The organism is Janthinobacterium sp. TND4EL3, assembly GCF_900156175.1.
Lineage (GTDB): Bacteria > Pseudomonadota > Gammaproteobacteria > Burkholderiales > Burkholderiaceae_D > Janthinobacterium.
Window position 1 is genome coordinate 1 of record NZ_FTMV01000029.1, and the last position, 20,821, is coordinate 20,821.

A 20,821-nucleotide genomic window follows, 5' to 3' on the forward strand; every position below is an offset into this window, starting at 1 on the left:
TGGCTAGCGTTTAAGAATTAGGTGCTATGCCTTCACCACCGTTGGCTAGGCTGCCACGCTCCGGTATGGGGGCTGGCAACGGCAGCTTTGGGGCGTAAGCGGTCGTTCACGGTTGCCAGAGACAGGATGGTAACCGTGTTCTCAACGGGGTTGCCCGTTTGGCTACAGTCTTGCAGATCGTTATGCTCCGGCCGATTGTCGAGGCTCAACTTCCTGTACATCTAGCTTCGCTCAAAGGAGGGTGCCTGGTTGTCGATGACCTCGCCGTGTAAGTGGTGTCTGGCTCGTGCTGAGAGATGAAATACCTTGGGAGTATTTACTTGCCGCTTGAGCTCGGACCTGCATCCTGCATGATCTTTTAGCATCGACTACACGCATGGATTGCAGCCAAGTGCTGGCAGGGGCGTTACACCGCTGAATTCCTCGTCATTCTGTCGATGAATGGTCGCAGTGAAAGGCCTGTTTTCATTTGGACGTACGTTGATCTGCAGAGCCATAATGCTCACATAGCCACGTGAGTGTTCCTTATGGCCACAGTGAATCTCTTCAAATACCTGGGTTGGCATGGCCACCATCGTCAATGTGATCGCGGCCGTCAAGCCACGCCCACCTGTCCTCAACGTTTACATCCCATTAACGGCCATGCGCGTGACGGCGGGATACGTCCCCGGAGTGTCGATGCGATCTCGGACGACAATCGGGATATCCTGGGGCGCATCAAACTGGCCTATGGCGGCGATGCGAAGGCCTTTGCCAAGGAAATGCTTCCGCTCATCAGGAAGTACATCTCTTACGTGAATGTCTTGCCAGCGACGCAGGACAGTTTTTTTGCTCGCCCTGGAGGTTTAGTCCGCCTGGGCATGGAGACCGCATTCTTCGCACTGCAAGCGACAGACTCGCAGATTTTCGCTGGCAGGGCGACGATATCAACCCGTCGACAGTTGGAGCCACGCTGGCGCTTTGCTACGTTCGCCGCGGGTTTATGCGCGTACCTCTACCGCGTATTGGACACGGTCGTTGTGAGTGATGCGCATGGAACCGTGTGGCAGCCATACCTGGCACCCCTTGGGGAGTGGATTGACAAACACGAGGTTGACCGTCTGTTCGTCCGATGGGGTGAGGCCAGACAGGAGTGCCGCTCCCTGTCATTGTTCGCGCTACCGATGATCCTGCCGCCAGATACCCTGGCCTACCTGAGTCACGACGACTCGATGATCGTCGCCCACATGCTTGCGGCGATCAGTGGTGAAGTGAAATATCAAGATCACAACGTCATTGACCATCTCGTCAATCGTGCATCGACTTTGGTGATCTACCGAGACTTGCGCGAAGCCGACACGCAAGCAGGCAAGGCCCGCGCGAGGGCTTACCTTGCCAGGTTTCTGCTCAAAGCAATGCGCGAGCTCGTGCAGTCACATCAGGGATGGGGGCCCAATGCGGAACGGTCCCGCATGTGGCTCGGGCGGGACGGCCTGTTTCTGGTGTGGCCGAACGGAATAAGCGACATACTCACCTTGCTGGAAGACGAGGGATTGTATGGCTTACCTGCCTCCCCGGTAGAGGCCATGGAAATTCTGAGCGATGCCGGGATCATCCTGCCAATGAATTCGGACGAGTCTGTTTGGTTAATCCGGCCGCCAGGCGCCCCTGAACCCTTGGAGGCGTTGAAGCTGGTGACGCCAGGCGTTGTCCTTGCTGTGTTGCACCCGCCACCAGTGGCGCTGGACATGGACATTGCTGTCCACCGCGCTCATGACGAGGTGCCAGCTACGGAGCATGATGCTACACCACGGCAGGCGAAGGCGGCATCCTCCCAGGTTCAGGGCGAATGCATTGCCCCAGAGACGCCGCCGGAGGTGAGCGATCGTCAGTGGTCGTTGCCATCCATCCCACCGGTTCCCCCAACTGTGGCGGACACTGGTATCGAACCACCTGCGGGTGCTCGTCAAGGAAGGGCGAAGAAGGTTACAAATACCGAGCCAATGCAGCCAGCAAAGGGACGCTACTCGTTACGCGCACCGATTCGCCTCAATCCTGGCATTGCCAAGGTACTGCAGGCGATCGTGCAGTCTCTCAATGATACGAGCTTGCCACCTGCGTGTTATCCCATGGCGTCCGGCCTGTTCGTCCCCTTGGATGCCTTCGTCGCGCGACAGGCGGATGCGAAGATGGCGCAACGCGCACTTGCCGATGCCAACATGCTGGTGGCAGGTCCAGCAGGGACCGAGCCTGTTGAATACCACGCCCTGCATGGCAAGCAACTGGCCGGCATGGTTATCGCCAGCCGGTTTGTCGAAGGTATGGATGCGGCAGGCGCGACCACCGTCGATTTGAACGCAGGTTGACCATGTTGCTGCGCCGGTATGAAATGCCGTGGCGTGGTCCCATTGAGGCGGCTGCCGCCCTGGCATGGATGCTCGCCGCCGCCATTTTTTACTTTCTGATACCTGATCATTTGCCACCACGTGCGGGTTTTACTGTCATCTTTAGTTCAATACTCGTCGCATTGATCCGCTGCCGGCAAGCCTTGCGCGTCATACGTACTCGTGCCGCGTTGTCTGGCCGCGCGATGGAAATGGTGTCAATTTCGCGGCTGGCGGCCTGGACAGGCGATCCAGAACAGGTCGCGTTCGGCCTGGGCTTTATCTGGCTGCCGCTACACTCTCAGCGCCTCTACGAGCTGATCAAGATCGATTACCGCGCCATGACCATTTCTCCCTGGCTCATACGGGCTTTGGGATATCAGCCCAATCCACAATCCGACGCAGAGATTGGCCTACCCTGGATTCATGGTGTCGAGTCGGAAGAGCGCTTGTTGATGCGGCCCTTGCAGAATTTTGAAGGGGGAACCTTGGTGGTCGGAACCACTCAGTCCGGCAAAGGGGTATGCCTTGGCTGGTTGATTTTCCAAGCGATTCGACGTGGTGATGTCGTCATGATTATTGATCCGAAAAATTCACGCCGTCTCAAGCGACTGGTCATGAAGGCCTGTCAACTGTATCGCGAGCCAGACAGCTTTCTTTGGTTTCATCCAGCTTTTCCGGAAACGGGTGTTCGTCTCGACTTTACGTTCAATTGGCAAAAACCTACCGAAGTCGCTTCCCGTATTCAGTCGATCATGCCGCCGGACACAGCCGGAACGTTCAGCGCATTTGGTTGGGACGCGGTGAATGTGGTCGTGCAAGGGATGGTGCAACTGGAGAGGCGCCCGAATTTGGCAAAGCTGAAGCAATATATTGAAGGAGGCGTCGAACCCATCCTGGAACAAGCGCTCGAGCGTTTTTATGAAGAGCTCCTTGGCATGCAGTGGCGTAGCACACCTGAGATGGTGCGCTTGCTGGATAAAGCACGGCGAGGGCAGATCAAATCGCCGACGCCGGCCGCGAGTCATGAACTGTTGGCGTATGTGACGTACTACGATCACCACGTACATGAGGCTCGGCGTGATCCGGTGGTCAGTTCGCAAGTCCGGGTATTTCAGCATAACCGCGAACATTATCAAAAAATAACCGCCAATCTCTTACCGATCTTGTCCATGCTGACATCCGGCGATCTTGGGAAAAGCTTGTCTCCGGACCCGTTTGATGCAGATGATCAGCGTCCGATCATGAATCTGGAAAAGATCGAGCGCGCCGGACACGTACTGCTTCTGTGTCTGGACTCGTTGCCAGATCCTTCCGTTGCAACGGCCATCGGCGCCATGGCGCTGGCCGACTTGGCGGCCCGTTCAGGAATTCGCTACAACCTGGGAGGAGAGCGGCGCATTTCGCTGTTTGTGGATGAGCTATCGAACGTGATCAATCAACCCTTGATCGAGATACTGAACAAGGGGGCAGAAGGAGGGCTGTACACCACGGCCGCGATGCAGACGATTGCCGACCTGGCAAAACGCCTTGGCAGCCAGGAGGCGGCACGCATGGCATTGGGGAACTTAAATAACCTCATCGCTTTTCGAACCAAGGATCAGCCCACGCAGGAGTTCATCAATGAAACACTGGGGCAGACCACTATCCATAACATGAAAGTGGGGCATAACACGGCCAGAGATGGCCATTTCACGGATTATACGGCGGTCGATTCAACGCAGTTGAGCGAGGAAGTCAACGAGTTGGTGCCGCCATCGATCCTGGGTAAGCTGCCCAATTTGCAGTTTTTCGCCTCAGTTTCCGGCGGCCACGTCTACAAGGGACGGTTTACGCTGATCGACCCTGGCGTGGACGATGCTAGCCTTGAAGAGAAGGAAAAGGGGGAGACATGCTGATTCGGTTGACGGCCATTGTTTCGCTGAGCGTGCTCCTGATTCTGGTGCTGTACCTGCCGTCAGCCTTTCCCCCGCAGCGATTTGTCGCGCAGATTCGCGCAGAACATATTGCCAGTGCGGATTGCTGGGGGAGTCCGTACGCACGCCGCGTGTTGAGCCGATTGTTTGAGTATCAAGCTGCATTGGCCATCGAACCGGCATCGGTTCCCGCCCACGAGGTGAAGGGAGATCCTGTCGCACAACCCATCGCCAATAGCCTGGGGCGGGTACGTCTGCAGCTTTTTCAGAGCAGTTATTTCCGCTCGCTCGATACGTTGATCATGCTGGCGCTGTATCGACTGGCCGGCCTCGTACAGTGGTGGTCAACGTTCGTGGTGCTGATGACAGCCTGTATCGTGGACGCTTTGGTGCGCCGGCGAATTAAACGCCTGGAATTCGCCAGGCAGCACCCGGAGTGGTTCGCGGCTGCGATGGGGATAGCGATTTTTCTAGTTTGTCTGCTGGCTGTCGCGTGTGTGCTTCCTGTTCAATTGTCCCCGTTTCTGCTACCTGCCATGTTGTTCGTGGTTGCGTGGCTGGCCGGGCAAATGGCAGTGCACTATGCGTGAGCGTCCCATTCGCAGCCTTGCAGCCATCGCTACCTATCGAAGGGAAACTGGGTTAATCCAAATAGTCCACAAAAAGCGCGACTTTTTGGACAAACATTGATACTGCGATGCGCTAGCATGATGTCGTACGTAGCCACTTTTGATTTCGAGTCGCCATGAATACTGAATATCGTCCGATACCGTCCTCATCTTCTGCTCACAAGGCCGCTACGCATCGTTCTGCGGCCTCATCGACCGGGTGTGAGGAAACGGTCGGTACACTGGTATGGCTGGAGGAATTTCACCAGCTCGACCAGCTGTTCAACCATCATCACAATTGTTCGCCCAAATTGCGGCATCCCGATCTGATTAGTGCTTGTATTGCAAGAGTGTTTGCGCAGCCGGAACCGGCGAAGCATATTTTTTCGTTTTTGCACACCCGGATGGTGTTGCGCGACCAATGCATGCCGCGTCGACAGGAGGAAATCTGGCGCGCTCAGTATGTATTGTTGCTGGCGCTGCAGAAGTCAGAAATGAACCGGCATCCCCATCCTCGATTCGATCTGGGACAGTTTACGACCGCGTGCATCGCCCTGGCGCTGCTGGAAGACGGGGCGCAAAGCAAAATATTTGAACAGGCACGGCGCAATATCGCCGAGCGAGCAATATCACATCTGCCATAAAGGACAGATGGTAAGGCATACCGCAAACGGATATGCGACCCGAAGTGACCTTGCCAGGCTGATGCCAGGCTTACCCGATCTACACCCTTATTGGTCCGGCGTCTGCGCTCGCCGGGTGGATCAACGCTTTCGGGGGCATGCCTGCTCTTTGCCATGGAACGGTCTCTTTCGTGCTTCATCGCGATCCTCGTTGTTTGTCCGGGTTCCGCCTGGGCTTGCTGGGATCAAGCCGCCATTCGCCACAATGTCCCGGCACCGCTGCTCTATGCGATTGCTCAAGCGGAATCGTCACTGGATCCGAACGCAGTCAATCGCCGCCATCTGCGCCAAACCGGTACCGTGGATATCGGCTATATGGGTGTCAATTCCAATCCACGGGTCCTGCGCAATTTGGGGGTGACCGAGCAAGACCTGCATGAGCCCTGCAAAAACATTCATGCTGGCTCCCGCATTCTCGTGGAAAAGCTGCACAGGTACGGCAATACCTGGGAGGCGATCGGTGCGTACAACGCCTCGTGTACCAAACTGGATGCTGCCCAATGCCAGGCAACGCGCACCCGCTACGCCTGGCGCGTATACGGCTTTCTCACCAATACCAGGCCGCCGGCAATACGCCGCGCTACGCTGCGGGACAAGTACCGGACGCAGAAAAATACGCGAGCTGAATCGGCCGCCCCAACGCAGCCTGCTCTGGTGGCAGTGGGGCTGACATGAGACGCTCTATTGCTCTTGCCACACGAGCCGCCACAGGAGTGGCTGCAGCCTGCTTGCTGATGGCCTCCTGCGAAAATGTGCATACCCAGCCACAACCTGCAGGACTGCCTTCCCGCACAGCCACGCCTGGGTCCCACCTGCAGCACATCACCCAGCTTAACTACGGTAGACATGCACGCTACGGCCTGTGTATCGATCCAGCTTGCCCTACGCGTACGCCCAAGACGCTGGCAAGACGGGATGCGCACATTGAAGAGGTGCCGCACACCATGATCGCGGCAGCCAGCACCCAGCGGACGCCCGTGGGAACCGGTGCAGCGAACGAAAATGAATTGACCGATGTCACCGAACTTGCGGTGTACTTTGCGCCGGGCTCTTCCCGTCTCGATAGAACGGCCCAGGACGTTCTTCAGCAATTTCTCACGCTGGTGCAGCCAGCGTCCCATATTCGTATCGCTGGCAGAACAGATAACACCGGAACGCCGGCCCTGAACGATGCCATCGCACACCAGCGCGCGGCCAGGGTCGAGCGCTATCTGCGCCGCCATCTGCACGTACCTGCAGTCCAGCTTGAGGTGGGAAGCAGCGGTGCTTGCTGTTACGCCGCCGCCAACGCGACCGAAACGGGCCGCCAGAACAACCGGAGGGTAGAGCTCAGCCTCACCGCCGACGCACCCCGGCAGGTGCAGAGATGAGAACCCCAACTCACCTGATCAACCTGACTTCGGCACGGGTAACGTGCCGGCCGGGCAAATTCGCGTGGCACTGCCGCGTCCGTGGTCCTCCCACGCCGCCATGCCGCATCACCTAGCCGCCCGCTCAGACAGTTTTAGACAATTTTCTTCACGATCACGATTGGAATGCATATGAACACCCTGCAATACGTCACAGTTCTCCCTTTCAGACAACACGGCAAGCGGCCGCTAGGCCTGCGCGTCTCTACTGCGGCCAAGGTCCTGGCACTGCTGACTCTGATCACCCTGGGCCTGCTCGCCGGTATTCCCGCCACCGCCATCGACCTCGTCGCGTTTACCGGCATCACCGGCCCGCTGACGTCAGCACTGACGCAATTGGCCGCACTGGCCCCCGGCGTGAAAGCACTGGTCGGCTTCATCGGTTTCGTGGTGGCCCTGATCTCGCTGACCGCCCTGCGAAATTTCAGTCCAGTGCTGTTCTACATCGGCATGGCGATTTTCGGCGCGGTTGGGCTGATCATCGGCGGCTCAATCATGGGCGCCACGATCTGAACCAGGCCAACCGATACGCTGCACATCGACGAAAGGAGGGCGCCATGCACGCCGATACCTATATTCCCCGGCGGCTAGACGACCAATGGAAGATTGGCCTATGGGATTTTGATGTCGCCTTTCCCGTCCTCCTTTCCATCTTTGTCGGCTATCTGGCCAGCAGCAAACTCGGATTTTTCCTCGCGGTCTGCGCCGGCGTCGCCGTGTCGCGCTGGCTCAGCCGCAAAAAAGCGGACAAGCATCCGGCCTTTGTCCTGCACTGGGCATACTGGTACCTGCCTGTCAGCCCGTTGACGTCCATGCGCTCGACCCCGCCTTCGCATATCCGCAAGATGGTCGGGTAGGACCAAGGAGAGCACCGTGAAACTGGAAACCTATCAGGATGACCTGGGCGCTCTGCGGCGCCGCGTATTTGACCAGCGGCTGGCCATTGGCATCCTTTCCGTTTGCCTGATGCTGGCGTTGACCATCATTGTGCGGATCGCGGGCACGGAACGCACTGTCATTGTGCCGCCGGCTATCAATAAAACGTTCTGGATCGAGGATGGTAAGGCCAGCAACGATTACCTGGTGCAGATGTCCGGCTATATCGCCTACCTGATGCTGGACGTCACGCCGAAGTCGATCGAATGGAAGAAGGACATGTTGCTCAGCTGGTGCCTTCCGGAGAACGCCGGCAGCATCAAGACCCGCCAGGATTTGGAGGCGGCAAGACTGAAGAAGCTCAATGCGAGCACGTACTTCCAGATGCAGCAACTGGTACCTGACGAAGAAACGCAATCGGTCACGATGACCGGCTACCTCAAAACCCAGGTAAACGGGGCCAATACCTCCGATAACCTCAAGACCTACCGCGTGGACTTCGCCTTCAGGGGCGCGCGCGTGCATTTGAAAGATTTCAAGGAGTTGAAAGATGGAAAACCGGATACTGCCACTGGCGTGGCTGCTGCTGGGGCTCGTTGAGCTGCCCGCCTGGGCCGTACAGACCAGAGAGGTCAGGGACGGCGCCACCATCGAGGCGGTCATCGCCGCACATGAACCCACGCGCATCCGCATCGAGGGCGCCAAGATCATCGACGTCGTTGGCAACATTTACTCGAGCAGCAACTGTGCTCCCAAACCGACTGACGCCAGCCTGCCCGTGGCGCCAGGTGGCGTTACTGCCGTCAATCCCGGCGGCCAACTGTCGCTTGCCTGCGACCTGGCCAAAGGCGAAATCTATATTCAACCGGTGGGCACTGCTGCCAAGCCGATCAACCTATTTATTTCGTCCGCCACGGCCACCTATACCTTGCGCCTGAACCGCGCGGAGGTTCCTGCAGACACCATCGTGATCTCAGACAAGTCGGCCAGACGCCAAGTCAAGGCAGCCAATGCCGACGGGGCGGCGCCGGGGAGGTCCGCCACATTCATCCGCTCCCTGAAATCGATGCTGATGTTCATGGCTTCCGAGCAGGTGCCCGACGACGTCCGGATGGAAGAGCGCGACGAAGCGCGCCTGCTGTGGGCGGAAGCGGAAATGAAGCTCATCCGCCAGTTTGAAGGCCGTGGCTTCATCGGCGAGACCTATGCGCTCAGCAATATCAGCGGTGCGCCGCTGGTGCTCGCAGAACAGGAATTTGACCGCGACGATGGCGATGTCCTGGCCGTCGCCATCGACAACCTCAACTTGCGTCCGAATGAAAGCACGCGAGTCTATGTCATCAGGGCAGGGGAGTGAGCCGCCATGCGCATCATGCAAACATTGAAATCCTGCACGGCACGGTTGACGCCCCGGCAGCAGCAGTACCTGGCCGCCGCCAGTATCGTGACAGCCTGTATTGGCGTCCTGTGGGCGGTACTGGCCTATTCCGAGTCCGGCAGCCCCGCCCGGCAGCTTCCCAAGTCGACCGACAAACGCGCCACCGTCAATGTGGATGGTGCCAGCATGATGGTGCCGGGCCAGATCTCGCCGGAAGACCAATGGGTCGGCAACGCCGGCAAGAAGCTGGCGCAATATGACAGCGACAAGGAAGCGCAAGACAAAATCAACAGCGATCACAAGGCCGTCGAAGCAGCCTTGCTCAAGCGCCTGGCCGATCTGGAAGCAAAAACGGTCGCCACGGCAGAACAAGGGCCGCCACCAGCGCCGCCCGCACCCGTCACGCCGCCCATTGCCCAGCCATCGGGGCCGGCTCCATCGCAGTACCCTCCCGGCACGCCACTCGGTGGCAACGTGCCGCCAGGATCGCCCGCCACCGACGTAGCCAGTGGAAACACCGGCGTACTGCGGCCAAACGAGCCAACGGAGACGCCCGCCCCCATGATCCGCGTGTCCCTGGGGGCCGCGACGGACGCCAGCGGGAACACTGAGGCCGCCAAGGAGGCCGGGGGCAATGGCGTAAAACCGGCAAACACGCTGGACGACTTCCTGCCAGTCGGCATCCTGCCAGGAGAACTGCTCGGCGGGATCGATGCGCCGACGGGCGGCCAGGCCCAAAGCAATCCGCTGCCAGCACTCATCAAGATTTCAACCGCCGCCATCCTGCCGAATCAGTTCCGCGCGGACGTCAAGGAATGCTTTGTGGTTGCCTCCGGCTATGGCGACATCAGTTCCGAACGCGCGTACCTGCGCACTGACGTGCTCTCCTGCATCCGCTACGACCGCTCGGTGGTCGAGGTCAAGATCGAGGGCAACATCTTTGGCGAGGATGGCAACCTGGGGCTGCGCGGCACGCTGGTCTCCAAACAGGGGCAGCTGCTGGCCAACAGCCTGCGCGCAGGGATCGTCAGCGGAATCGGCCAGGGTTTTGCACAAGGCAACACTTCATTTACGACTTCGCCGTTTGGCACCCTGTCGACGACGACCGGCGGCACCGGCGATCAATTCCGCCGCGGCATTGGCAACGGCATGGGGAGCGCGCTCAACAACCTGGCCAACTATTACATCCGACTGGCCGAACAGACATTTCCCGTCATCGAGGTGCATGCGGGCCGCAAAGTGGACGTGGTGCTGACTCGCGGCGTACGCGTTCCCGCGCGGCCCATGTCACGCAGCGACGCGGACAGGCAGGATCAGCTCGGCCTTGCCGAGCGCACGATGGAGGTTCCCAATGACGAAGCTGACTAGACTGGCCCTCGCCGCGCTCACCTGCGCCGCTACATTGGTCGCCCACGCCAGTACGGCCGAGGACACACTGCTCGCCGCGCTGAAGCGATCCTATCCCGGCACGGCCTTTGATACTGTCACGGCGACGCCGATCCCCCGCGTCTTCGAGGTGTGGATGGGAGAGAACGTCGGCTTTGTCGCCGATACCCGCCCTGACTACATGATTTTTGGCCGCCTGGTCGATCTGCGCGCCATGCGCGACCTGACCGCAGCGAAACTGCAGCAGCGTACCAAAGCGGCCAACCCGGCAGCGCCGACGGCAGCGGCTATCAATGTACGCCAGTTGCCGTTGGCCGATGCGATCATCTCCACGCAGGGCAAGGGCGAACGCGTCCTTTATCTCTTCACTGACCCACATTGTCCGTATTGCCGCCAGCTCGAACCTGAACTGGTCAAGGTACCCAACGTGCGCATCTACAACTTCATGGTGCCGTTCCAGGACCAGGTTTTACCTCTGCGCATCTGGTGTGCTGCCGACCGCATCGCTGCCTGGCGCAGCGCCGTCAGCGGCACGTTGGACGGGCAGGGCGCACCAGCCCAATGCTCCCATCCGCTCGACCGCAACCTGGCCCTGGCCAGCAAATTGGGCGTACAGGGCACGCCGACCCTCTTCTTTGCTGATGGCGCACGGGAAACCGGTTTTATCAGTGCCAGCGAAATCGAGGCCCATCTGGCGCAGGCCGCGTCGCGCCACCAAGCCAGCAAGAACCCAAAGGAGTAATCATGCAACTGAATCCATCGATTTCATTCCGTGCCATAAACCTGTCCGTCACAGCGGTTTGCCTGACGATCCTGGCCGGGTGCGGCGACATGACAGGCCTGGGCGGGAAGTCCGAGTATGCCTGCAAGGCGCCGGAAGGCGTGCAGTGCAACTCCGTATCCGGCAATTACTACAACTCGTTGACATTGGGCGGCGGCGCGGCGGCCAAAGGGGCAGCTGCCAAGGGCAGGCCACCTTCAGCCCCGCGCAGCATGTACACAATGCTAAAAGCTGCATCCAGCGGCAGCGCCATGCAGGGATCTCCTGCATTCGAGCCCGCCGCGCTGCGCTCGCCACCGCGCGTCATGCGGCTCTGGATTAAACCGTGGGAGGACAGCGACCATGATCTCCACGATCAGTCCTTTGTCTACCTGCAAACAGACCCAGGCCGCTGGCAGATCGCCCACGCGCAGCGGCAGATCCGTGATGCCTTTGCTCCCTTGAAACCGCCCGCACCTCAGCAGGCGTCATCTTCGGGTACTGCGTCTCCCTCTGGACAGGCCAACTCCGGCGCCGAAACACGGCCAACCTCGCTGCCAGCGGGAGCGCTTGCCGATCCTCCCCTCGGGGCCGTCACGCCGGTTCCAGAAGGCGCGCCGTCTCCAGCGTCGGCAACAAAACAATAGCGGTGTTGAAAGCAGAGAGGACCAATATGCTCAAGTTCTTCATGCCAGAAACCGATGGCGAAGGGATTCGCGCTGGCCTATGGGATCTGTTTGGATTAAGCCGAGGCGAGGCGTTTTCCAAGGATCAGTTTGCCAGCTGGCTACCGTACGGTCCCTATGTCGAGACCGATCAGCTGTTCATTAATCGCCATCACCGGCTCGGCTTCATGCTGGAACTCATGCCCCAGGCCGGCGCCGACGAACGCATGGTGGAGGTGCTGCAAAGCCTGTATACCAACTGTCCCGCCAACACGGGTGTGCAATTTCATCTGTTTGGCTCGCCGGACATCCGCGCCCCGCTGATCCAATATGCCAACATGCGTATGGAAGACGAGGATCAATTTGAAAACTCGCAGCAGTGGGGGCGGCCGGCCCGGAACAGCAACCTGTACCGTCAGCTGGCACGCCAGCGCGTGCAACATCTGCTGGCCGGGAGCCAGAAATCCCTGACCAAGGGGTTTCATTTTACGCTGCGCGATTTTCGACTGATGATGAGCGTCACGGTGGATGGACGCGCCGATGATATCGGCAAGCGCGAAGCGGCAATCGGTTTGCGCGACTCGATGGCAAGCACCCTTGACGCCGCCTCTATACCCAGCAAAGAATGCAATGCGGCCGATTTGATCAACTGGTGCGCACTGTTCACCAATCCGCACCGGCTCACAGATGGTTTCATCCCATGGATTCACTACGATGAGGGAAGGGAACTGCGGGATCAGATTGTGGACTTCGATACCGTCCAGGAGCCGACCAACGAAGGCATCCGGTTTTCGAAGCCAGGCAAGCCGCAGCAGGTGGAAGCACGCTTCTTCTCCATTAAATCGTTTCCTGGACGTTTCGCCCTCTGGCAGATGGGTGCGCTCATCGGCCACGCCATGCAACCGGCACTGCAGTACCGTGCACCGTTCCTGCTCACCATGGGCGTGCACATCCTCGATACGAATACGACGCGGACATTGATTACGGCGAACCATATCCGCGCGACACAGAACGCCGGCAGCAAGATGGCCGCCATCATGCCGGACGTGCAGAAGAAGCAGGAAGACTGGAATGCCGTCGCCAACGCCATGGATGTCGGCGGCAACCTCGTCTCGATGTACCACCAGCTGGCCATCTTCTGCCCGCCCGCCGAGGCGACGGCGGCGGCAGAAGCGGCCAAGGCCATCTGGCGTGCCAGCGGCTTTGAACTCAATGCCGATGTGTATATGCACCGCCAGGCGCTGCTGGCGAGCTTGCCCATGACCCTGACGCCCGCATTCCACAATGACATGAAGAAGATGAAGCGGGTGACGCGCAAATCCACGTCGAACGCCATCCATCTCGCGCCCCTGCTGGCGGAATGGCGGGGAACAGACACGCCAACACTCATCTTCGCCGGCCGCCGCGGCCAGCTCGTGACGCTGGACCTGTATGACAACGACCTGGGCAACTACAATTTTGCCGTCGTCGGCGCTCCTGGTTCCGGCAAGTCCGTCACCCTCAACGAGATAGCCTGGTCATACCGCTCCGGCGGTGCACAAGTGCGCCTGCTTGATCTGGGGCGCTCATTCGAGAAGCTGTGCAAGAAAGCCAATGGCACGCATGTCGAGTTCAGCCCCCGCTCGAAGATCATCTTGAACCCGTTTACGGCGGTCAATGACATTCACGAAGACATCGATATGCTGTTGCCTGCCCTGGCGAAGATGTGTTCCATGAGTCAGCAATTGCAAGAAGTGCAATACAAGGCCATTTCAACGGTCCTCCTGAAACTATGGAAGTCCTACGGCAATGATCTGACGATCACCGCTTTGCGCGACGAATTCAAGACCGGCAGTATTGCCGAACTCGAAATTCAAGGTGATGACCGCATCCGCGATCTTGCCATCATGCTCAATCCGTATTCGAAAGGCGGGCAATACGAACGCTTCTTCGAGGGCAAGAACAACGTCGACTTCTCGAATGACTTCGTCGTGATCGAAAACGAAGAACTCAAACGCAAGCCAGATCTGCATGCCGTCGTCAATATCTTGCTGATGTACCAGATCACCGGCGAGATGTACCTGAACCGCGATCGCAAGAAGCTCCTGATCATCGATGAACTCAAGCAACAGCTTGGAGAGATCGGTGCAGACGATCCGGTCAAGGCCGCCGTGGTGGAAGAAGCAGCCCGGCGTGCGCGCAAGTACGGTGGTGCACTGGGCACCGCGACGCAGGGTGCCGATGATTATTACGGTTCGGTGCAAATGACGGCCGCTTTCAACTGCTCCGACTGGGTTTTCCTGTTGCGGCAAAAACCGGAGTCGATTGACATCCTGGAAAGCAACAAGCGCATCGTCATGGATGCATCCAAAAAGCGGCTGCTCAAATCGCTACGCACCGAGGCTGGCGCCTTTTCGGAAATGTATGTCTCGTCGCCGATCGGCGAGGGCGTCGTACGCCTGGTCATTGATCCAGCCACCCAGCTGCTGTTCTCGAACAAACTCGCCGATAACAAGCCGATTGATGCCTTGCGTGCCCAAGGCTACTCCATCGACGAGGCCATCGCCCGGGTACTGGCCGAAAGGGGACTCCAATGAGGATCATGCTGATCAATATCCTCGTATCGGCCTGCCTCGTGGCAATCGGCATTGCGGCATATGACCGGCTGGTGCTGCGACCGATGCTGGTCATCGGGGTCGTCGACGCGGCGAACGTCTTCCATGCAAAACAGGAACAGTACCTTAACGTGGTGGCGGCCAGCCGTACCGACATGGAACGGCGGCAGGCGATAGCCGATGCTGAACGATTCGTCACCAGTTTTGCTGCTGCGTTGGCGCAATTGCCGCAAGAGTGCGCATGCCTGGTGGTCGATAAAACGGCGGTGATCGGCAGCCGCGCAACGTTGCTCGATCTCACTCCATTGCTCAGAAAAAAGGTGAAACTGTGACCCGCGATTTCTTTCAGCATGTGCGCAGACGCTGGTATCTGTACCTGGTGCTGGTCGTGATCTGGACACTGGCCTATGTGCGTCTGTTTATCGATGCCACACCGCGCTTGCCTATTCTGTTTAACGTGACCCCCAGCTTGCCCTACACGGTCGCAGTGGTCGACTACCGGGCGGACGGCATCCGTCGAGGGGATTATGTGATCTATGCATTCGAAGGGGCGGCGTACCGCATCTTCCCCGGCCTGTACCACCAGCCATTCTTCAAGATTGTGCGCGGCGTGGCCGGCGACAAAGTGACCGTCCGGGATCGCCACGTCTTCATTAATGGCGAAGAGGTAGGAGTTGCCAAAACACATACCACCGTCAAACATCTCCGGCTCGATCCTATCGCCGACACGGTAATTCCGCCATCGTATTTTTATATGCAAGGCACCAGCCAGGACAGCTTTGATTCACGCTACAGCATCAATGGCCTGGTACATGCCGACGCGGTCCTGGGCGTCGTCATTCCCATTTTTTAAATCAAGGAGTAAATCATGCTTTCAATGAAATCAACCCTCGCATCCCTGACTACCGTGTTGGTGCTGGCCATTCCTGGATGGGCGCCCGCCGCCGAGCCTCCTTACGAAGACTCCATGGGGAATTACTTGTTTGTGCTCGACGCTGTTTCCCCGACGGTGCATTCAGCGGCGCAACATTATCTGCTTGCGTATGCGAATAAATGTCAGCGCCTGCTCAGTCTTCAGGAGCTCAAGCAAGCGTTTTTTGGCACTCCTCGCGATCCCCTGGTGGCGCAGATGATTGCGGCGGCGAAGGACAGCGATCGCGTCAAGATGCGTGATCTGGGTGCGTCCATTTCTTGCCACTAAAAGGCGGATCGTGCGTACCACTGTGATCCTGTTGCTGGCCAGTGGCCTCATCGGCTCCTCCGCCCAGGCGGAGGAGCTGGCCGCGATCGGGCCGACGTATCCGATTGTTGAGCAAAACCTGCTCGACATGATTGCCCAGCGCCTGCGTGCGCTGGAAAAGAGCGGCCAGCTTCACAAGTTGCAGGAACAGGCAGTCGCAAAAGGAAGGGCGGCCGTGGCCAATCCGGCCCCGGTCGCTGGTTTGACGCTGGCGAAGGCACCACGAACCGTCTATGTTGATCCCACGTTTGTGCTCGACAAGAACATCCTCGATGCACAGGGTCACGTTTTGTTCCCTGCAGGCACCCGCACCAATCCGCTCGCGATCACGTCCATGTCCAAGAAACTCCTGTTTTTTGACGCGCGCGATCCGAGACAGGCAAGGATGGCGCGCAGCCTGCTCCAGCGCGATGGCGCGCGGATCAAGCCGGTACTCGTCGGCGGCTCGTATTTGCAGCTGATGAAACAGTGGAAAACGCGTATCTACTTCGATCAGCAGGGCAGGCTAGTACGGCGCTTTGGCATCGCACACGTCCCGGCCTTGGTCTACCAGGAAGGCATGCGCCTTCGCATCGACGAAATCGTGGTGGCCAAATGAGCCGACTAAAACACACCATCGGCTTGATCCTGCTCCTCATCGGGGCAGGCCATGCCCAGGCGGGGCCGGTCGGAACCTGCACTGGCGCCTTCCCGAACCCGATCACGGATATCTGCTGGTCATGCATCCTGCCGATCTCCCTGGGCAGCGTCACCCTGGGCAACCTGGGCGGCCAGGAAGACACCGCCAATCCGTCCAGTCCGATTTGTTCGTGCAAAGTCAATCCGGTAATCGGCCTGTCCATCGGCTTTTGGGAACCCGTGCGCCACGTGGAAGTGGTGCGTAAACCTTTCTGCCTGGTGTCCCTCGGTGGCATCGATCTCAATCCGGGCATCCCTGCGCCGGAAGCCGCCCGGGCCACGGACGCAGGCGGCGCCCAGGACGCCTTCTACCAGGCGCATTTTTATGTCAATCCAGTCATGTACTGGCTCAAGGCGGTCGCCGATTTCCCCTGCCTGGAGGCTGGCTCCTTCGATGTCGCGTACGTGACCGAGGTCGACCCCGTGTGGGGGGATGACGAGCTCACCTTAATTATCAATCCGGAAACGGTCCTCTTCGCCAATCCCGGCGCCGTCGCCGCCTGCGCTGCGGACTGCGTTGCTGCCACGGCGGGATTTGGCCGCCCGGAATTGTTCTGGTGCGCCGGCTGTCAGGGAGGTCTTTTCCCGCTCGATGGTCACGCGGCCTACCACGTGGGCGGGGTGCGCACCGCTGAATTGATGATGCAGCGCCTCACCGCCAAGATGCACCGGGAACTGCTGACATGGGGCATGCATGGCCAGAAAGGGCTGTGCGGTCCGTACTTCCTGCCGGAAATGGACAAGACGGCCTACAAATCCCAGCTGACGTATCCCATTCCGGCCACCGACAAGGAACTGGGCAAATGCTGCCAGCCTTTTGGCCGCACCACCATCGCCTGGGGAGCGGGCAAGGAATACCCGGTCAAGGACGAAGATTTTGCGTTTATGTTATTTCGAAAAAGGAACTGCTGTGTTGGCTACTAATCCGATCCAAGTGCCCTCTGCGGGCGCCAGGCCTGCTGCACTGCGTACCATGGCAGGGCTAAGTTCTCTGTTCCTGGCCCAGGCCGTGGCGGCGCAGGCGATACCAACGATCACTGACGCGGACATCGAACGTGCCAAAAAGCTGCAGCCGGTCATCACCGAGCAGGATATCGCCCGCGCGGTACGGGCCAATCCCATGCCGCAAGACCCGCCGCCAGGGCCAACTTCCACTACGCCACGGATGCGGATCGACGCCTTGCCCCAGCCTCGCCCAACGCCACCCGTTGATCTGGGCGCCATTGCCAAAGGCTATGAAGCGGCGTCCAATCCAATCGCGCTGTCCGCGTTGAATGGCGACCGGCTGCTGGTCTTTGTGACCTTCGCCATGCCGGAAGCCGCGCTGAATAAACTGGCGATGCAAGCGGCGCAGCTGCAGGCGACCCTGTTACTACGGGGCCTGGACGACGGATCACTGGTCAAAACCGTAGTGCATGTCCAAAAAATCATGGGCGAGCGCAAGGTGGCATGGCAAATCGATCCGCAGGCATTTGACCGCTTTGCCGTACGCCAGGCACCGACCTTCGTTTTACTAAGTGCCGGCGCACCCGCCCAGGCCTGCGGGGCAGGGAGTTGTTTCGCGCCGGATGCTTATGTTCGCGTCGCCGGCGACGTCTCGCTTGAGTACGCGCTCAAAACCATCGAGCAACGCGCACCGCGCTTTGCCGACAGCGCCGGCCGCTTCCTGGAGAAGATGAGGAAATAGCCATGCGCCGTTTGATCGCCCTGACGACCGCCTGCTGCTTGAGCAGCATGCAGCCTGCCATTGTCCTGGCGCAAGTCAACCAGGATCTGGCCGGCGCCACGGCCGCCAACCAGGCGGCCCGGGCCAGCGTCACCACCCAGAGCGCCACTGCCCACGTGCCCGGCTATACGCTCACGCCTCCCGAAACCGTCTACCACGGCAAGAGTAATCTCAAAAGCGATGCCAGTACTCACCTGGCGGCCTGCGCCCTGACGCCCGGCGACCCGGCCTGCGCGGCGCAAGTGGGTGCCCTGAACTCGGCCAACACGCCGCGCCCGCCCGTGCTGGCCACCGATCCGGCTATCGCCGCTGCGCAAGCCATCGCCCGCGATCCCCTGAGTGCCGAGACGGCGCTGGCCGCGTACACCACCGGCTGTCCCGCCGGCGCCACCTGCGCACCCAAGACGTTCTGTCTTGGCACGCAATGCTTCAGTACCAGTTATACGAATGACGTCGATTTTGCTCAGGTCATGACCTACATGGAGGCCGTGCGCGAGGCGGGCGTCTATCTCGATCCGAAGACCATGACCTTGTTCAATGGCGAGGGTAATACCTGCCGCAACCGGCTCCTCAAAAACTGCTGCTATACGGATGGCGCCGGGGCCCACTTTACTAACCAGTCCCTGTTTGGCATCGGCTCGCGCCTGGTATTCGACATCCTGATGAACAGCGGCAACCGCGAGTTCATCACGCAAGGCGCCAAGGCACTGCTGACCAGTGGCGGTTTCAGCGGCAGTTATACGACGTTTGGTGTGACGGTGGCCGTCAATGGCACGGCGCTGCCGGCAGGTTCCATCACGCTGGCCACCACCGAACACCTGGCGATCGCGTTCAATCCCTGGAGCCTGGCGATGACTGCGGTGATGTACATCGCGGTCTCGATGATGTCCTGCAACGCCGGCGAGGGCAAGCTGGCGATGAAGGAGGGCGCCCAGCTATGTCACACCATCGGCACCTGGTGCAGCTCCTGCATCCGGGTATTAGGGAAATGCGTGTCGTGCATCGAGCACACGACCTCTAAATGCTGTTTTAACTCGCGCCTGGCCAGGATGATCAACGAACAGGGGAGGGCGCAGCTCGGCATGGGCTGGGGAGCACCAAAAAATCCTGCCTGCTCCGGCTTTAGCGTGGATCAATTGCAAAGCATCGACTTTGCGAAGCTCGATCTGACCGAGTTCTATGCCTCCATCGTGCCGACGCTGCCCAACGTGGCGGCACTCAAGGACGCTGCCGCCCAGCGCGCGCCAAGCTGTTATCTGGGGAGAGGGAAATGCTGAATCGAACCACGACGTACAAAGTTTCTCTTGCCCTTTGCTCCGCCATGCTCGGCGCCGCAGCCAGCGCGGCCCCGGAAGCCGCGCCACGCGTGGCGGTGAACGATCCGAAAGTAGTGATGTTGGCGGCCATCGATGCACCCGACGGCCGTGCAGCCGGCATGCTGACGGGAGAACTGGCAGACGCGATCACCCGGCGCTTCTCTGCCACCTCTGCGCTCTTCATGGAGGTCACGACACTGGCCCGCTACGCCCAGGATGGCTGCCGCCGGCTCAACGTCCGCTTTTGGCAGGAAGGCGTCAGGCTCGCACCGGGGCAGGGACCTCAAAAACAAACGATCGATATCGGCATCAATTACTGCCGCAATGGCCAGCCGCCCGCCAATCTGCGCCTGGAGAAAGCGCCATGAGAAAGTATCCCTACAGTCTGGCAGCGCTGCTCGCATGCGGCGTAGTACACGCTCAGGTTCCCGCCAGTGTCCCTGTAATCAGCCACGCTGCTGGCGCGCAGGCCGCTGTGCGGCGCGGCTGGCATTTCTATGACGACCCGGCAGTGCACGAACCGCAGAAGGAAATAGTACCGCCTGCGCCAGTCGCGCTACCAAAACCCACCACGCCGCAGCCACCGCCTGAAGTCAAGGCGCTGCGCGATTTACAGGCGCAGCTGGAACAGCTCAAGGCCGTCGCCGTCATGAACCCGACTGTCGCCAATGTGCGCCGCTACATGGAGCTCGAATCGAAGATCGTCAGGAATGCCTCGCTGTTCGCCGACCTGTCGCAGAAAGTGGCCTGGGCCAATCCGGACCTGGACCACACCACGCAGGGCCGCCCCGTCAATGCCCAGGCGCTGGAGGTATTTGAACAGGTGCAAATGCAGGAGAGATATTCCGCCCTCGCCAACATCGGGACCGACCACATTCTGATGTTCTTCTTCCGTGGCGATTGTCCGTACTGCCATGCCTATGGGCCGGTATTGCGGGCGTTTTCCACGAAATACCGTATTCAGGTGCTGCCGGTCAGCCTGGATGGCGGCGCGGTGCCGGGTTTTACCAATGCCCGCACAGACAACGGTACCGCCGCCACGCTCAACGTCAAGCAAGTTCCGGCGCTGTTTTTGGCACAGCCCATCACCGGCAAGATCATGCCGGTCGGTTTTGGTGTGCTGTCGGAAGGCCAGCTGGTGGAACGGATCGACGCCCTGCGGCCGCGCGCCGCAGAAGCCGTCGAAGCGCCGCTGACAACCAATTACTCATCTCGTTAAGGAG

Annotated in this window: 23 protein-coding genes; all 23 read left to right on the plus strand. The window is 59.5% G+C overall.

The window, feature by feature from the left end; genetic code table 11:
• The first annotated feature begins 527 nt into the window (after positions 1-527).
• The gene (mobH, locus tag BXA07_RS27415) at positions 528-2,345 is read left to right on the plus strand and encodes a MobH family relaxase (protein ID WP_076572799.1); all 1,818 of its coding nucleotides are present in this window, start codon (positions 528-530) and stop codon (positions 2,343-2,345) included.
• Between the two features lie 2 nt (positions 2,346-2,347).
• Complete coding sequence (gene traD, locus BXA07_RS27420; RefSeq protein ID WP_076572801.1) at positions 2,348-4,261, plus strand: conjugative transfer system coupling protein TraD; 1,914 nt, start codon at positions 2,348-2,350, stop codon at positions 4,259-4,261.
• Positions 4,255-4,869, plus strand: a complete 615-nt coding sequence (locus BXA07_RS27425) for an IncC plasmid conjugative DNA transfer DtrJ family protein (RefSeq protein ID WP_083708581.1) — start codon at positions 4,255-4,257, stop codon at positions 4,867-4,869. The genes traD and BXA07_RS27425 overlap by 7 nt, the downstream gene beginning before the upstream one ends.
• A 155-nt stretch (positions 4,870-5,024) precedes the next feature.
• Positions 5,025-5,531 (plus strand): hypothetical protein, encoded by a 507-nt coding sequence (locus BXA07_RS30530; protein WP_076572803.1) that lies wholly within the window; start codon positions 5,025-5,027, stop codon positions 5,529-5,531.
• Between the two features lie 153 nt (positions 5,532-5,684).
• Complete coding sequence (locus BXA07_RS27435; RefSeq protein WP_076572805.1) at positions 5,685-6,245, plus strand: lytic transglycosylase domain-containing protein; 561 nt, start codon at positions 5,685-5,687, stop codon at positions 6,243-6,245.
• A 269-nt stretch (positions 6,246-6,514) separates the two neighbouring features.
• On the plus strand, positions 6,515-6,940 hold the full coding sequence (locus BXA07_RS30980) for an OmpA family protein (protein ID WP_076572807.1): 426 nt from the start codon (positions 6,515-6,517) through the stop codon (positions 6,938-6,940).
• Between the two features lie 171 nt (positions 6,941-7,111).
• Entirely contained in the window at positions 7,112-7,492 is a 381-nt protein-coding gene (locus BXA07_RS31465; protein ID WP_244556425.1) for a hypothetical protein, read from the plus strand.
• A gap of 44 nt (positions 7,493-7,536) precedes the next feature.
• Positions 7,537-7,836, plus strand: coding sequence for a type IV conjugative transfer system protein TraL (gene traL / locus BXA07_RS27450; protein WP_076572809.1), 300 nt, complete (start codon positions 7,537-7,539; stop codon positions 7,834-7,836).
• A gap of 16 nt (positions 7,837-7,852) precedes the next feature.
• Positions 7,853-8,455 (plus strand): type IV conjugative transfer system protein TraE, encoded by a 603-nt coding sequence (gene traE / locus BXA07_RS27455; RefSeq protein ID WP_076572811.1) that lies wholly within the window; start codon positions 7,853-7,855, stop codon positions 8,453-8,455.
• Positions 8,406-9,212, plus strand: coding sequence for a type-F conjugative transfer system secretin TraK (locus BXA07_RS27460; protein ID WP_076572813.1), 807 nt, complete (start codon positions 8,406-8,408; stop codon positions 9,210-9,212). Before traE ends, BXA07_RS27460 begins: the two co-directional genes overlap by 50 nt.
• Positions 9,213-9,218: 6 nt before the next feature.
• On the plus strand, positions 9,219-10,601 hold the full coding sequence (locus BXA07_RS27465) for a TraB/VirB10 family protein (protein WP_139335808.1): 1,383 nt from the start codon (positions 9,219-9,221) through the stop codon (positions 10,599-10,601).
• Positions 10,585-11,361: a DsbC family protein gene (locus BXA07_RS27470; RefSeq protein ID WP_076572817.1), complete on the plus strand. Its 777-nt coding sequence runs from the start codon at positions 10,585-10,587 to the stop codon at positions 11,359-11,361. The genes BXA07_RS27465 and BXA07_RS27470 overlap by 17 nt, the downstream gene beginning before the upstream one ends.
• Positions 11,362-11,363: 2 nt before the next feature.
• Positions 11,364-12,026, plus strand: a complete 663-nt coding sequence (locus BXA07_RS27475) for a TraV family lipoprotein (protein WP_076572819.1) — start codon at positions 11,364-11,366, stop codon at positions 12,024-12,026.
• Positions 12,027-12,052: 26 nt separating this feature from the next.
• Positions 12,053-14,620 carry a type IV secretion system protein TraC gene (gene traC / locus BXA07_RS27480; RefSeq protein ID WP_244556426.1) on the plus strand — a complete coding sequence of 856 codons (2,568 nt, stop codon included), beginning with the start codon at positions 12,053-12,055 and terminating at the stop codon, positions 14,618-14,620.
• A gap of 5 nt (positions 14,621-14,625) precedes the next feature.
• Positions 14,626-14,970, plus strand: coding sequence for a hypothetical protein (locus tag BXA07_RS27485; RefSeq protein WP_244556427.1), 345 nt, complete (start codon positions 14,626-14,628; stop codon positions 14,968-14,970).
• Positions 14,967-15,491, plus strand: coding sequence for a conjugative transfer signal peptidase TraF (gene traF, locus BXA07_RS27490; RefSeq protein ID WP_212592375.1), 525 nt, complete (start codon positions 14,967-14,969; stop codon positions 15,489-15,491). The genes BXA07_RS27485 and traF (BXA07_RS27490) overlap by 4 nt, the downstream gene beginning before the upstream one ends.
• Before the next feature lie 15 nt (positions 15,492-15,506).
• Positions 15,507-15,839 carry a hypothetical protein gene (locus BXA07_RS27495; RefSeq protein ID WP_076572825.1) on the plus strand — a complete coding sequence of 111 codons (333 nt, stop codon included), beginning with the start codon at positions 15,507-15,509 and terminating at the stop codon, positions 15,837-15,839.
• A gap of 10 nt (positions 15,840-15,849) precedes the next feature.
• Entirely contained in the window at positions 15,850-16,476 is a 627-nt protein-coding gene (traW, locus tag BXA07_RS27500; protein WP_076572827.1) for a type-F conjugative transfer system protein TraW, read from the plus strand.
• Positions 16,473-17,480 carry a TraU family protein gene (locus tag BXA07_RS27505; RefSeq protein ID WP_076572829.1) on the plus strand — a complete coding sequence of 336 codons (1,008 nt, stop codon included), beginning with the start codon at positions 16,473-16,475 and terminating at the stop codon, positions 17,478-17,480. Before traW ends, BXA07_RS27505 begins: the two co-directional genes overlap by 4 nt.
• Before the next feature lie 49 nt (positions 17,481-17,529).
• Positions 17,530-18,243 (plus strand): type-F conjugative transfer system pilin assembly protein TrbC, encoded by a 714-nt coding sequence (trbC, locus tag BXA07_RS27510; protein WP_076572831.1) that lies wholly within the window; start codon positions 17,530-17,532, stop codon positions 18,241-18,243.
• A 2-nt stretch (positions 18,244-18,245) separates the two neighbouring features.
• Positions 18,246-19,559: a conjugal transfer protein TraN gene (traN, locus tag BXA07_RS27515; protein ID WP_076572833.1), complete on the plus strand. Its 1,314-nt coding sequence runs from the start codon at positions 18,246-18,248 to the stop codon at positions 19,557-19,559.
• Complete coding sequence (locus BXA07_RS27520; RefSeq protein WP_076572835.1) at positions 19,553-19,966, plus strand: hypothetical protein; 414 nt, start codon at positions 19,553-19,555, stop codon at positions 19,964-19,966. The genes traN and BXA07_RS27520 overlap by 7 nt, the downstream gene beginning before the upstream one ends.
• Complete coding sequence (gene traF / locus BXA07_RS27525; RefSeq protein ID WP_076572837.1) at positions 19,963-20,817, plus strand: conjugal transfer protein TraF; 855 nt, start codon at positions 19,963-19,965, stop codon at positions 20,815-20,817. Before BXA07_RS27520 ends, traF (BXA07_RS27525) begins: the two co-directional genes overlap by 4 nt.
• The last annotated feature ends 4 nt before the right edge of the window (positions 20,818-20,821 follow it).

Excerpts from the sequence above, each read along its gene's own strand:
- mobH (WP_076572799.1), top strand. The coding sequence starts at position 528 with ATGGCCACAGTGAATCTCTTCAAATACCTGGGTTGGCATGGCCACCAT.
- traD (WP_076572801.1), top strand. The coding sequence starts at position 2,348 with ATGTTGCTGCGCCGGTATGAAATGCCGTGGCGTGGTCCCATTGAGGCG.
- BXA07_RS27425 (WP_083708581.1), top strand. The coding sequence starts at position 4,255 with ATGCTGATTCGGTTGACGGCCATTGTTTCGCTGAGCGTGCTCCTGATT.
- BXA07_RS30530 (WP_076572803.1), top strand. The coding sequence starts at position 5,025 with ATGAATACTGAATATCGTCCGATACCGTCCTCATCTTCTGCTCACAAG.
- BXA07_RS27435 (WP_076572805.1), top strand. The coding sequence starts at position 5,685 with ATGGAACGGTCTCTTTCGTGCTTCATCGCGATCCTCGTTGTTTGTCCG.
- BXA07_RS30980 (WP_076572807.1), top strand. The coding sequence starts at position 6,515 with ATGATCGCGGCAGCCAGCACCCAGCGGACGCCCGTGGGAACCGGTGCA.
- BXA07_RS31465 (WP_244556425.1), top strand. The coding sequence starts at position 7,112 with ATGAACACCCTGCAATACGTCACAGTTCTCCCTTTCAGACAACACGGC.
- traL (WP_076572809.1), top strand. The coding sequence starts at position 7,537 with ATGCACGCCGATACCTATATTCCCCGGCGGCTAGACGACCAATGGAAG.
- BXA07_RS27460 (WP_076572813.1), top strand. The coding sequence starts at position 8,406 with ATGGAAAACCGGATACTGCCACTGGCGTGGCTGCTGCTGGGGCTCGTT.
- BXA07_RS27465 (WP_139335808.1), top strand. The coding sequence starts at position 9,219 with ATGCGCATCATGCAAACATTGAAATCCTGCACGGCACGGTTGACGCCC.
- BXA07_RS27470 (WP_076572817.1), top strand. The coding sequence starts at position 10,585 with ATGACGAAGCTGACTAGACTGGCCCTCGCCGCGCTCACCTGCGCCGCT.
- BXA07_RS27475 (WP_076572819.1), top strand. The coding sequence starts at position 11,364 with ATGCAACTGAATCCATCGATTTCATTCCGTGCCATAAACCTGTCCGTC.
- traC (WP_244556426.1), top strand. The coding sequence starts at position 12,053 with ATGCTCAAGTTCTTCATGCCAGAAACCGATGGCGAAGGGATTCGCGCT.
- BXA07_RS27485 (WP_244556427.1), top strand. The coding sequence starts at position 14,626 with ATGCTGATCAATATCCTCGTATCGGCCTGCCTCGTGGCAATCGGCATT.
- BXA07_RS27495 (WP_076572825.1), top strand. The coding sequence starts at position 15,507 with ATGCTTTCAATGAAATCAACCCTCGCATCCCTGACTACCGTGTTGGTG.
- BXA07_RS27505 (WP_076572829.1), top strand. The coding sequence starts at position 16,473 with ATGAGCCGACTAAAACACACCATCGGCTTGATCCTGCTCCTCATCGGG.
- trbC (WP_076572831.1), top strand. The coding sequence starts at position 17,530 with ATGGCAGGGCTAAGTTCTCTGTTCCTGGCCCAGGCCGTGGCGGCGCAG.
- traN (WP_076572833.1), top strand. The coding sequence starts at position 18,246 with ATGCGCCGTTTGATCGCCCTGACGACCGCCTGCTGCTTGAGCAGCATG.
- BXA07_RS27520 (WP_076572835.1), top strand. The coding sequence starts at position 19,553 with ATGCTGAATCGAACCACGACGTACAAAGTTTCTCTTGCCCTTTGCTCC.
- traF (WP_076572837.1), top strand. The coding sequence starts at position 19,963 with ATGAGAAAGTATCCCTACAGTCTGGCAGCGCTGCTCGCATGCGGCGTA.